The sequence below is a fragment of the Aliterella sp. E5.1 genome (assembly GCF_057473825.1).
Genome location: NZ_JBYCCV010000113.1, coordinates 1 through 11,124 on the forward strand (window position 1 = coordinate 1; position 11,124 = coordinate 11,124).

The window sequence follows — 11,124 nt, forward strand, 5'->3', positions numbered from 1 at the left end:
CACACTGCAAGATAATTTCGGACTGGTAATGCCGCCATTTGAATGGAGCTTTAGGATTCATTAGAGGCAGGCAGAATTATTTTCTCTAGCAGCATTATTTTAGCCTACCATTTTTTGCAACACAACCGTTGTTTGAGCTATTGCAACAACCTATACCTAGAAATTTGTTGATTACTACCTTGCTCAACTTTTGGTTTGCTGATAAAACTCAACAATTGCAAGAAGTTTTACGCATTAATGCTTTTGCTGAATTTCAGCAGAAACTATTAGCTACAGGTGGCACAGTTTACGAAGAATCCGTATTAAAGGATGAAACTAAAACAGTTGTTAGAGATGCTGCTTTCCGTAAAGTTATTATTTCTATCTACGAACATCGTTGCGCTTTTTGCGAGTTACAGATACTTAACTCATTAGGACAAAATATTGTAGACGGGTCGCATATTATGCCCTTCTCTCAATTCTATGATGACCGCATTGATAACGGCATTTCGTTATGCAAAAATCATCATTGGGCATTTGATAAGGGTTGGTTCAGTATCAACGATGATTTTACTATCCTAGTAAAAGACGACCTTCGTGAAGATGATCCGAACAGTAAACCTATGCAACAGTTCAATGGCGATCGCATTCGCCTACCAGTCAACGCACAATATTATCCCCGCTTGGAAGCGCTACGCTGGCATCGCCAAAACATATTTAAAACTGCTTAAGCTTTTAAATATTATCTAGTTTTCATGTGTCCTTACACAAAATTCGCTATGCTTATTTAGTAAAGAGTCAAGGAGATAAAAAGATGAAAATGAAGGTACAAGATCTAATAAATGAATTAGAGGATTTAGATCCTGAAATGGAAATAAGGATCGTGATTCAGCCTTCCGCTCCTATTGAATATGAAGTAAAGGGAATGGTACTTCAGTCAGAATTAGAAACTGGCTTTACTGCACCTGATAAAAATAATGTGTTGTTTTTATTAGCAGGTAAGCAGATTGGATATGTTAACAAAAAAATATTTGATTATCTTTAGTTACTAGATGCTTTTGTATTAAGTAAGTTTGAATCTCAAATTTCGTCAAATAGAACATGAGTAAAAAACCTAAAGGTTGGTATGAGGCGCTCGTTATTTGTCCTGTAGTAAGTGTAGATGGCTACGAAGACTATGAAAAGATATGCGGTCATGTTGCCGATATTTACTTTTCTGTCAAAGAAAACGAGATTCGTCAGAAATTAACAACTGATAGTAAAAATTCAATATACACTTCTCTTTACGCTCTCTACAAAGTAGGTGAAGCTAAATGTCCTGCTTATTGGGTGGGTAAAGATTTACTAACAGCGCTCATGCAATCAGATTTGAGTATTGAAGCTGATAGCTTGCACTGGGCAATGAAAACTGGAATTTTTATACTGCCCAAAAATGTAGTTTTGTCTCCAGAGAAACGTAGCATTGAGGCAATCTTTTGGCACTACGATCCTAGTGACGATTATCTTTACTGGACTGCAATTGATGGATCTAGTTTCTTCTGCCGCAGGTTTAAGGTAAGTGATAACTTAAGACAATTAACTTATGCCGATGTCCAAGATGTAGATCCACAAGCAGTTGTAGAGTTTAATAGTTATTTGCAGTCAATATTACTGCGACTAATTCTAATCATGGAGTGCCGCCCTGAATTAGTAGATACAGAATCTCAAGTAATCAGAATTAATCAGGGATTTGCCAAGAATAAAGCCAAAGATTTCTACGAACCCCTGTGGATTGGGAAAAACTATCGCGTCAAGTCCGAAGATACATCAGATAAAGGCGGTACTCATTCTTCTCCCCGCGTTCATTGGCGCAGAGGGTACTTGCGAAATCAGCCCTATGGGGAAGGCAGACAGCACAGAAAATTAGTTTGGATTGAACCAGTTATAGTTATGGGCAAAGCATAATAAAACATTAGCTAGTTAATGTTTTATTATGCGGTAGTCCTGAACGCAAATAATTTTCTGATGTTGGATCTGTTTCCGAAAACTCAGTCATACATCAATCAATATCTTGCTTTTACATAGTAAACGATGTAAAATATTAGGTATAAGCGATTTCTCATGGCTTGGCGGAAAGAGTGATCGCAATTCCCATTATTTAAAAGGAATTACTCTCTATGAAAGCACAGATATATGTTAATCGGCATATTATTCGAGCTAACAAGAAGGCGACTAAGGAAACGGGTGAGTTGGTGGATGCTCCGGCGATCGCTGTCGATACTTATCTTGGGTCAATCTATGCTAAAGAAGTTGAGTTTACGGACAATTACAAGCTAATCCAAGATGCTCCGAAAGCAAAATGTTCGGGGACTACAATTTGGCATGAAAGTGAATTTGCAAGCTTAATAATTGATGGTGTAAAAGCCAGCCGTTCAATGTTCGACAAATCTATCAAGAAGTCAACCACAACTTATAGCAGCGTCGAAAAAGTTTACAACGGATGGATAGCTTACGATACTTTACTGAAGACTACTAAGAAGTTTAATGAATCGTGCGCGTTAAGCCAGATTTCTCTTAATACGTTAGGTGATCATCTTTTGGTTTGGTACGAAGATTTTGGTAGACAGTATTTATTGTCTCACTAACGCGCGTCTATTTATAGTGGCGGAAACTTGAGGGTGTGGTTTCCCAACTCCGAGGTTTTCAAGAGAGGTTGGAAATTTCAATTACTGTTATTTAATACAAATAAATAAAAATAGAAGGAGAAATAAACAATAAAAAGCTTTCAGTAAGTAGAAAAATTAAACATCTATTAACTACCAAATACAAAAAATTGTTGCAAGTACAGAATGCGAACATAAAAGAGGAAAATTAGATATGAATGAGTCAAGCGATGAAGTTGAATATGATATTTTGTCTAGGTCAAGCACGGGTTATAAAAAAACTTACCCTGTTTCTTTTAGCGGGAGGAGATGGTGGTTAACGGAAGAAGAATTGAACCACTATTTACTTATTCAGCAATATTTTCCTTCCGATTGGGAGCCTGAAGTTCTTAAGCGCATGGATGCTTGGAAATTAGGATGGCCTGAGCAGGATTCTTATCTCCAGTTAAGAATTGAACAAGCGACTAGACAAAGTTAATAGCTTCAAGTAGGAGAAGCTTACAATTTTAGTAGATGCCTAAAACTATAATGTCTAAAAACCTACGGTAAAGAGCGGATTTGCTTTGTAAATTTGTTTTACTATTAAAGTTAAGAAGTTGAATTTTATGTTAGTACCAAATAAAGAAGGAAAGATTCGGTTATATTTTACAGAAAATAAAATATGTATCGGCTCCTATGATGAAGTTGCAGAGTACGAGCATAAAACAAAGACAAGTTACTGGGCATCTGATTTTTTCCAGTTCCCCCCTAATTATAATCCGATTGGGAAAAGCTTAGAAAGTATTGAATCCGTCGTACAAAAGTAACTTCTAAGTTTGAAATTAGTAGCTAACGACAGCCCAAAACTTTATTTTGTAGCAGTCAATTAATTACCGATTGGAGAAAAAAGAATGGATAAACAAAAGCTTCTAAGTTCTGCTCATAGCTTCGGAGCCGAAGCTAGAGCTAACCAAAGAACCTCATTCATGACTAAAGATGACAGAGAGGACTTGATTCATACTGCTGGCGTATCAAAATGGGGTGACTTGGCCGAAGAACTAAGAGACGAACTGCAAGCGGCATTTTATGCGGGTTTTCAGGCTGAATCTAAATATTACCTTAGTTAATTTATATTTACAGCTTTAATGAAGTGCGATAGCGCAAACGCGCACGCAGGGCTTCGCTTCCGGCATTACGCTCAGTGGTGACGCGCTCTTTTCAAAATAAATAGTTAATCAACTATTTATTTAACTAATTGTAGGGTATAGAACTGAATGTATGTTTAGAAGTATTAATAGTTAAAATGAGTAAGTCTAAACAGCAACAGTGGAATGAGGAACATCCTAATGTAGTTCAAAAAGCACAGGCAGAATACAACAGAAAACGACCAGTTTGGTCATTTCGCCCTACACCTGAAAATATAGAATGGCTGGAAGAAGAACGCTGGAATGGTGAAGGTGGTAAGCCTGAAAGCGATGCTTTGCTCCTCAATCGAAAGTTAGCCAAGTTAAGGATACTAGAGCAGCAAGGGTTTTAACTTTGACTTCTAAATAGTTATCAATCAATACTATTTTTACCAATCAAATTTGATGAAAGAATCTAAGCAGTATGACAATACATTGATTAATCGCCTTCATCTTCTCCCCAATCCTTTCAATTCCTTGAAACATTTAGAATGTGATGGGTTAACACAAGTCTTTCACAGAATCTTATCAGATGAAAAAATCAAACATACTGTCAACATTGGTCAAGTAACACACAAACCTACTAACCACACAATTCCTCTACATTATTGGATTGATGTAGGAGACTTGCGAGTTGATTATCGGCTAAGAATGTGGATTGGGGAAACTTCAGATGTTCCGCATGGAGTTTTCTGGGCAAATTCTGAAAAGAGCGTTTCTTATTTAGGAGAGCCTGTAAATTTCCTCCTGCTGCCACTGCCTATTATTCAAATACTTGTCAAACCCTTTAACTCACTTTCTTTAAGCTAATGAGTGATAACCTCGAATATATGTTGGCATTTCTAAATCAACAAGCAGAATTAAATGACAGAATAAATAAAAAATCTATAAATCCTTCTAAAAATATTCAACGCCTGATATTAGAAAATGGTCAGTCATTTTTGAAAAGGATTAAACCTAGCCCATTTAAAGGACAACCTAAATCTTGTTATCAAAACTGTTTTCAAGCATTGTGGAATTACCCAGAACTAAGTTATTGTGAAGGATTTGCTATTTCTAATGAAGTGCCAATCCCAATAGTTCATGCTTGGCTAATTGATGACAATGCTCAGGTAATTGATCCTACGCGGAATGAAGATTTTACTGACTGCACTTACTTTGGAGTAATTTTTACTGAAAAATTTGTAAGAGAAATAGCCTTAAAAACTAAGTGTTATGGAATCTTAGATAACTACCGTGTAGACAAACACCAAATACTCCAAGATGGATTCCCTAAAGGCGCACTACATCCTAAATTCCACTCTAACCGAATGTCTCATGATAAGCATAAGTCTTTCCTAAAACCCTTGTAAATTGAATTGTGACGCTGCCCCTAACCCCTTAAGGCGCGATCGCATTGGGCTGAATCATTCAAGCACTCAAAAATTGCTCGTTATGACAAAGAACCCGCCAGAAATTACTTGAGCGGAGATTCATCGTAGTGTGCCAGCAGATCGGCTATATCTTGGTAAATGGCAATGCAACCTGCCTGACGTAAGTTTTCTGCGGCGAAACCACCAGAAAGTACACCAATCGTGCGTAGGTTCGCCTTACCTGCCGCTTCTGCGTCATAGGGTGTATCGCCTACAACAATGACATTATTAGGAGCAACGTTACCTAACTTATCCAGCGTGTCAAAGAACAGATCCGGATCTGGCTTAGACGATTTTACCTCTGTGGTAGTGGTTGCAGCATCGATTAAATCTTCAACATTCAGAATCTGTTTGTAGGTTGCTAAATCGTCCTTTGTAGCCGAGGAAGCTAGAGCAAGGAGTTTGCCGTCGGCTTTAATTGCCAAGAACAACTCACGCACTTGAGGAAAAGCTTTTATCCGGGGATGATATTCGTTCTTGTAGAGTTCCCTGCGATAATCTCGCATACGTTCACCGAAAGTGGGGCTTTGAGCATCATCTGATTGGTTAAGTTCTTCCAGGGAAAAAAAGACTGGCATTAACTTGTCACTGCCTTTACCGATCTGGAGGCGTATTTGCTCATAAGGAATCTGATGACCAAAGTGAGTGAAAGTTCTTTCCCAGGACTGGGCGTGAAAGTCAACAGTATCAACCAGTGTTCCGTCGATGTCGAAAATTACAGCTTCGATCACAAATTGCTTGCTTTGATGTTGAGTTGTAAAACATTAATCTATATTGCAGCAGAATTAGCAGTAGAAATGTTCCTCCGTAAGATAGGTAGAGTGGCGAAAGAGGGGGAGGGGAAATGTATCCAAAAATAACTTGAAAGTAGGATGAGCAATGGTTTTAATCGGAACACCCGTGGCTTAACGCGCGTGCCATTCGTGCCGGAGGCGATTACGCATAGCGTAGAGAACATTGGCGATCGCGCATTTAGTTCTAGGGGATAACTTAAAACTGACATTATATTGTTCCTATGCTCCCCAAACTTGGTTTTTAATTAGTCTCAAGACGAACCGTAACAGCAGCAACCGCAATTAGCATTTCGTCATTCTTATCATTAAGTGAAGAATACGCCCGACCTTGAACCACCATCCCGCCGGACTCAACAATTAAAGACTTGCGACCAAACGGCAGCACCGCTAATACCTCAGATTCCCACACTTGCTCTGGGTAAGGTACAGCTACTTGGTTTTTGCAACACAACCGATCATATTCGGCTGACGTTAAATTTAGGTAAGATTAGCTTATATATACTTTTTAAATTCTAGTTATTGCCATGTTTCGTTTAACTCAGATCCTTCAAAATTCGCTCATTCGCCTTGAAGGTTGGCTTTATCAGTTCTTTAATTTGATGAAAAACCTCTTTAGCTGGCTCAAACAACTTTTAATCTTTCTCGGTAAACTGCTTGGGTTTACAGACGCACAAGATTTTCTGGAAACAAATGAAGAACAAAGTTTAAAACCAACTGAAAAAGAGGCAGTGCCTAGTAAAGCAAATCTTGGTTCACTAGGCGCTGATAGCACTACTCGTCGTCCTGATTCTAAGATGAAAGACTTCATAAAGATGGCTCAACAACTAAAAACTTCGAGGTAGGACATCGGGGTTTTCTAACGCTCGCAGAAGTGGGGTTTTGGATGAATGAAGGGTATGTCACACAAGTATGGCTTTGGAAATTTTTACCCAATTATAATGAGCTAGGATTGACGGTAGATGCCACTTGTTTTAAAACTGCCTTGACTGCTGGCTGTTTGATATTGATACTTTAAGGATGAGGCTATGCAACTTCGCTCGATTGAAACTACCCCCAGCCCTCACTGTATCAAGCTCAACCTGAATCAAGTGATTAGCGCTAAAGCCCTGACTCTACAACAAGGCGAAATAAAGCTGGATGCTCCTGCTTTTGCCCAACAGCTACTTGCTATTGAATCAGTGCAATCGGTCTTCGTTTTCCAGGATTTCATTACCCTTACGCGCAGAGGAAACGCAGATTGGCAACCTATTTTAGCGAAAGCGGCGGATATTATTGGGGTAGCGAAGGATGCTGACAAAGCGCTACTCGCTCAAGTTTCTCCCTCTCAGATAACAGCAACCAGTGCTAATTTCACTACCGAGCAGCTTACACCCTCAAATTTTGGTCAAGTTGAAGTTGCCGTACAAATGTTTCGGGCAATTCCAATTCAAGTCCGTGCGGTTTCTGCCGATGGTCAACAAGCACGGGTGGCATTGCCCGACCGATTTAACCAAGCGTTGCAAAGGACAACTGTGGCAACGGGAGCCAATTATGTAGCCGAGCGACGCTGGGAACCTTATCAGTCCCCGGCTGGCTCTGCTGATGAGGTGGCGAGGATAGTTGCTGATGAAATTGCCGATCTAATTGATGACGAGGAATTGGCTCGAATAGAATCTGCCGCAATCTCTAATCATGCTGAAACTAAACAAACTAGCCATACCGATTTGCAGCAATCTCTGTTAACGGAACTACAAGATCCGAACTGGAAAAATCGACTCAAAGCCCTCCAACAGCTTGAAGTAAATCTTGAAACATTGGATCGGGTTTTGACTTTACTCAATGACGAACAAAGTACAATCCGACGTTGGGCGGCGGCTCTTTTGGGTGGTAGTGGTATGAAAGACGCAGTTGAACCGCTTTGTCGGATTGCCCTTAGCGATCCCTCCGCTATTGTGCGTCGGACGGCGGGGGATGCCTTAAGCGATTTGAGAGATGTTGCAGCGATCGCGACCATGACTAGAGCCTTAACAGATCCCTCGAAGCTAGTGAGGTGGAGAGCCGCTCGATTCAGTAATGAATTGGGCGACTTTGGCGCTTTGGATGCTTTACACAAAGCTGTTAAAAGCGAAACCGAATTTGATGTACGGATTGAGATGATGGCAGCGTTGGAAAGGATTGAGGGCGGTGGCGATACTCAACTACCAATGTGGCAAAGGATTACTCAAGGCATAGTAAACCAATAATTACAACTCTAATTGCTGCATTACTTAATTTTCTCTAGCAGAATCAAGTAATGGTTGTGTCTTCATTATGACTACCTTCCTCTCATAGTTTTCCCAATTTCCGCACAAGTCCACGAACCTGATAGAAGTGGTCGCTGCAAAGAGCGGACGGATATTTGCGCTGCTGCTGATGATCGTGCCAGTCTCTGAGAGCTTTGTATAACTACATTACAATTTTCCCCTTTTGTTAATAAATGTTGCAGATACTTGATCCCGTTGTTAAGGTGTGTTCAAACAGTTAGCTCTGTTAATGATTGTGTTTAGGAGATATGCCATCCATGCTCTACTTCAATCTGGTTTTTTCCCAGTCTGACACTGGTTAACAGCACATTAGGAACAATAAGCAAGGAGGTTTTAGTTATGAATATTCAAGGAAAGACAGCTTTAATTACTGGAGCTAGTCGAGGGATAGGACAAGCGATCGCTCTAGAATTAGCTCATCAAGGAGTTAAACGCCTATTGTTACTGGCACGGGATCAAGCTAAGTTAGCCGAAGTGGCGGCTTTAGTTTCGGATCTTGGCGTAGAAGTTGCAATCTTAGCTTTGGATCTAACAAAGCCTGTAGAAGTTAATACTGCACTAGCGCAAGCGTGGCGAGATCATGGGCCAATTCATTTGCTTGTCAATTGTGCTGGAGTTGCCCACCAAACTCCTTTCTTGCAATCCCAACTGCCGCATATGCAAGAAGAGCTTGCTGTTAATTTAGTCGGGATGTACACTATTACTCGGATAATTGCTCGGCGCATGGCAAGACAAAAAGAAGGGAACATCGTTAATGTTTCTAGTCTCATGGGCAAGATAGCCGCACCGACAATGGCTACTTATTCCGCTACCAAGTTTGCAATTTTAGGCTTTACTCAAGCTTTGCGTGGTGAACTAGCCGCACATAATATTCGAGTAACAGCTTTGTTACCGTCTTTGACTGACACTGATATGGTGCGAGAATTAAAATTGTTCCGTTGGGTAGTGCCGATGACTTCTAAGCAAGTAGCAACTAGGCTAATTGCCGGGTTGCGTAAAGACGAACCGGAAATCTTGGTAGGATGGCAAAGTCATTTAGCTGTATGGTTCAACCGTATTGCTCCAATGTTGGTAGAGAAGATATTACTGATGGCGGCTCCGCTTTCTCAGGAAAGACAAAAGCGTTATCAAAGATTTAGATACGCTAAGAACGCTTCATAATGAACCTTTGTCCCTTTTACTAAAGGAAGGTCTAATTTAAAAACTGCTTCATTACCTTAGACCTTTCTATGTGCTACTAGCCAAAAAGCAACTTACTACCAAGGCAGCACCTCGCCATTGCTATGCCAAAAAGTACCTGTATTTTCTAGCGTCAACTCATCAATTCGCGCTAACAATCCTCGTACCGATACTTCTGGCGTAATACCGTTTGCTGTAAAATTGGTCATTCGGGTTTGCACCAAGCCTGGATGCAAAATAGCTACAGTAATACCTCGTGGTCTGAGGTCGTGGGACAACGATTTACCTGCCATTGATAGTGCGACTTTGGACATCCGATAGCCGTAGGAACTGCCAGAAGTATTATCAGATATTGATCCCATACGGCTCGTCATTATTACAACCTTTGTACCCGCTTTGAGGTGGGGAAGTAATATTTGAGTTACCCGCAACGCGCCCAAAGCATTGACTTCAAACTGTTCTCGAATACTGTTGAAATCAAGATGTTCTAGTGTGATGGTTTTGGCGATCGCCGCGTTATTAATTAAGACATCAATTTGGGTTTCTCCTAGCTTTTCGTGTAAGGAAGCAACCGCCGCCTCAGAAGTCACATCAATGCCATCCTCTACTCTGACTCCTAACGCCTTCAATTCATCCGTTACAGTCCGGCAAACTGCAATAACCGTATCTCCTCTGGCTTGAAGCTGACGGCAATATTCGTAGCCGATGCCGCGATTTGCCCCTGTAACTAGATAGGTTGCCATAGAACGCGCTACTGCCTGGTTGATTCTTTCCTAGAATAGCGCGATGCCAACGGTGGTTTGTTTAAGAACTATCGCATCCGTTATAAATACTACAGGGATTGCTTCTGGAGGTGATATATTTTACTAAGTATGTTTTGGAGAAGCTTTACCAAGTTTTTCAGAAATACCATATAGATATTTTGCCAGCTTTTTCACAAAGCTGGCAATGCCTTGAGCGGTAACCTTTCACGACCAGGATAATCTAGAAGCAATTGCGCCCAGCAGCACAATCAATCCTAGAACCCGCCGGAAGTAGTTGACACCTTGGAATAATTCTAACCACGCCCAGGTGAATAGAGAGCCAAACGCGAGTGCGTCTAATCCAGTGTGAATGTTGCTATTTGTAGGAATCAGGTTGAGTAACGTGGCTGTCAGCCAGACTAGAATCGGCAGATTGGGCATCTGAGCTATGACAATCTGACCCTGACTGTCTCGAAAAGTTCGATCAAATAGAGTGTTTTCCATATTTTTGAGTATGTATATTCAGTTGCTCAACACTCATCTGCCCATTGGAGGGTTTTTGTATGAATCCTAGATTCGGGGCATTAAGGTTTTATAAAGTATAGAAAGCGAGCTTGGTAAGATACCGATAGACACTTGCCTTGGAAAAATCATCTTAGCTGGAGCGCAAAAACTTATGCAAGGGGAGGCACTTTCACGTTTTAATCTGGGTAATCTAAGATTATGGAGAAACGACGTTTTAATCTCAAACGATTTGCGATTCCGTAGAGCGGACACTACGCTAACGCTTAGGCAATATTAATGGTTGTGTTGCAAAAACTGGGTGAGAATAGAAAAGCCCTGTGGGAGGAGTTTGAATTATGCAACCACTCCAAAGATTTGATGGATGAAGACAAGTCGCTCTTTGATAGCTCCTCTGGGAACGCCAAT

General features: G+C 40.6%; 15 protein-coding genes and 1 pseudogene. 12 read left to right on the forward strand and 4 right to left on the reverse strand.

Going from position 1 to position 11,124, the window contains the following annotated elements; genetic code table 11:
• Nucleotides 1-167 precede the first annotated feature (167 nt).
• The 9 genes from AC2VE5_RS21560 (at nt 168) to AC2VE5_RS21600 (ending at nt 5,136) form a co-directional block, all read left to right on the forward strand.
• Nucleotides 168-710: an HNH endonuclease gene (locus AC2VE5_RS21560; protein WP_486889738.1), complete on the forward strand. Its 543-nt coding sequence runs from the start codon at nt 168-170 to the stop codon at nt 708-710.
• 83 nt (nt 711-793) lie between these two features.
• Nucleotides 794-1,024, forward strand: coding sequence for a hypothetical protein (locus AC2VE5_RS21565; protein ID WP_486889739.1), 231 nt, complete (start codon nt 794-796; stop codon nt 1,022-1,024).
• Nucleotides 1,025-1,080: 56 nt separating this feature from the next.
• Nucleotides 1,081-1,923 carry an AcrVA2 family anti-CRISPR protein gene (locus tag AC2VE5_RS21570; RefSeq protein ID WP_486889740.1) on the forward strand — a complete coding sequence of 281 codons (843 nt, stop codon included), beginning with the start codon at nt 1,081-1,083 and terminating at the stop codon, nt 1,921-1,923.
• Between the two features lie 212 nt (nt 1,924-2,135).
• Nucleotides 2,136-2,603, forward strand: a complete 468-nt coding sequence (locus tag AC2VE5_RS21575; protein WP_486889741.1) for a hypothetical protein — start codon at nt 2,136-2,138, stop codon at nt 2,601-2,603.
• A 232-nt stretch (nt 2,604-2,835) separates the two neighbouring features.
• A complete protein-coding gene (locus tag AC2VE5_RS21580; RefSeq protein WP_486889742.1) occupies nt 2,836-3,099 on the forward strand; it encodes a hypothetical protein in 264 nt (87 codons plus the stop codon).
• Nucleotides 3,100-3,511: 412 nt separating this feature from the next.
• On the forward strand, nt 3,512-3,727 hold the full coding sequence (locus AC2VE5_RS21585) for a hypothetical protein (protein ID WP_486889743.1): 216 nt from the start codon (nt 3,512-3,514) through the stop codon (nt 3,725-3,727).
• Between the two features lie 176 nt (nt 3,728-3,903).
• Entirely contained in the window at nt 3,904-4,137 is a 234-nt protein-coding gene (locus AC2VE5_RS21590) for a hypothetical protein (protein ID WP_486889744.1), read from the forward strand.
• Nucleotides 4,138-4,189: 52 nt separating this feature from the next.
• Nucleotides 4,190-4,594 (forward strand): hypothetical protein, encoded by a 405-nt coding sequence (locus AC2VE5_RS21595; protein ID WP_486889745.1) that lies wholly within the window; start codon nt 4,190-4,192, stop codon nt 4,592-4,594.
• A 20-nt stretch (nt 4,595-4,614) separates the two neighbouring features.
• Nucleotides 4,615-5,136 (forward strand): hypothetical protein, encoded by a 522-nt coding sequence (locus AC2VE5_RS21600; RefSeq protein ID WP_486889746.1) that lies wholly within the window; start codon nt 4,615-4,617, stop codon nt 5,134-5,136.
• 104 nt (nt 5,137-5,240) lie between these two features.
• Here AC2VE5_RS21600 and AC2VE5_RS21605 read toward each other — a convergent pair whose 3' ends face one another.
• On the reverse strand, nt 5,241-5,927 hold the full coding sequence (locus tag AC2VE5_RS21605; protein WP_486889747.1) for an HAD family hydrolase: 687 nt from the start codon (nt 5,925-5,927) through the stop codon (nt 5,241-5,243).
• Between the two features lie 304 nt (nt 5,928-6,231).
• A pseudogene (locus tag AC2VE5_RS21610) lies at nt 6,232-6,459 on the reverse strand (Lin0512 family protein); the annotation flags it as partial.
• Between the two features lie 55 nt (nt 6,460-6,514).
• On the opposite strand from AC2VE5_RS21610, the gene AC2VE5_RS21615 reads away from it, so the two are divergent.
• The 3 genes from AC2VE5_RS21615 (at nt 6,515) to AC2VE5_RS21625 (ending at nt 9,433) form a co-directional block, all read left to right on the forward strand.
• A complete protein-coding gene (locus AC2VE5_RS21615) occupies nt 6,515-6,832 on the forward strand; it encodes a threonine dehydratase (RefSeq protein ID WP_486889748.1) in 318 nt (105 codons plus the stop codon).
• 183 nt (nt 6,833-7,015) lie between these two features.
• Complete coding sequence (locus tag AC2VE5_RS21620; protein WP_486889749.1) at nt 7,016-8,212, forward strand: virulence factor; 1,197 nt, start codon at nt 7,016-7,018, stop codon at nt 8,210-8,212.
• A 399-nt stretch (nt 8,213-8,611) separates the two neighbouring features.
• Nucleotides 8,612-9,433 (forward strand): SDR family NAD(P)-dependent oxidoreductase, encoded by an 822-nt coding sequence (locus AC2VE5_RS21625; protein WP_486889750.1) that lies wholly within the window; start codon nt 8,612-8,614, stop codon nt 9,431-9,433.
• Nucleotides 9,434-9,528: 95 nt separating this feature from the next.
• Here the strand turns inward: AC2VE5_RS21625 and AC2VE5_RS21630 are convergent, their stop codons facing one another.
• On the reverse strand, nt 9,529-10,194 hold the full coding sequence (locus tag AC2VE5_RS21630; protein ID WP_486889751.1) for an SDR family oxidoreductase: 666 nt from the start codon (nt 10,192-10,194) through the stop codon (nt 9,529-9,531).
• 225 nt (nt 10,195-10,419) lie between these two features.
• On the reverse strand, nt 10,420-10,698 hold the full coding sequence (locus tag AC2VE5_RS21635; protein ID WP_486889752.1) for a hypothetical protein: 279 nt from the start codon (nt 10,696-10,698) through the stop codon (nt 10,420-10,422).
• Nucleotides 10,699-11,124 lie beyond the last annotated feature (426 nt).

Coding starts and splice junctions, on each gene's coding strand:
- AC2VE5_RS21565 (WP_486889739.1), top strand. CDS start 794: ATGAAAATGAAGGTACAAGATCTAATAAATGAATTAGAGGATTTAGAT.
- AC2VE5_RS21570 (WP_486889740.1), top strand. CDS start 1,081: ATGAGTAAAAAACCTAAAGGTTGGTATGAGGCGCTCGTTATTTGTCCT.
- AC2VE5_RS21575 (WP_486889741.1), top strand. CDS start 2,136: ATGAAAGCACAGATATATGTTAATCGGCATATTATTCGAGCTAACAAG.
- AC2VE5_RS21580 (WP_486889742.1), top strand. CDS start 2,836: ATGAATGAGTCAAGCGATGAAGTTGAATATGATATTTTGTCTAGGTCA.
- AC2VE5_RS21585 (WP_486889743.1), top strand. CDS start 3,512: ATGGATAAACAAAAGCTTCTAAGTTCTGCTCATAGCTTCGGAGCCGAA.
- AC2VE5_RS21590 (WP_486889744.1), top strand. CDS start 3,904: ATGAGTAAGTCTAAACAGCAACAGTGGAATGAGGAACATCCTAATGTA.
- AC2VE5_RS21595 (WP_486889745.1), top strand. CDS start 4,190: ATGAAAGAATCTAAGCAGTATGACAATACATTGATTAATCGCCTTCAT.
- AC2VE5_RS21600 (WP_486889746.1), top strand. CDS start 4,615: ATGTTGGCATTTCTAAATCAACAAGCAGAATTAAATGACAGAATAAAT.
- AC2VE5_RS21615 (WP_486889748.1), top strand. CDS start 6,515: ATGTTTCGTTTAACTCAGATCCTTCAAAATTCGCTCATTCGCCTTGAA.
- AC2VE5_RS21620 (WP_486889749.1), top strand. CDS start 7,016: ATGCAACTTCGCTCGATTGAAACTACCCCCAGCCCTCACTGTATCAAG.
- AC2VE5_RS21625 (WP_486889750.1), top strand. CDS start 8,612: ATGAATATTCAAGGAAAGACAGCTTTAATTACTGGAGCTAGTCGAGGG.
- AC2VE5_RS21630 (WP_486889751.1), bottom strand. CDS start 10,194: ATGGCAACCTATCTAGTTACAGGGGCAAATCGCGGCATCGGCTACGAA.
- AC2VE5_RS21635 (WP_486889752.1), bottom strand. CDS start 10,698: ATGGAAAACACTCTATTTGATCGAACTTTTCGAGACAGTCAGGGTCAG.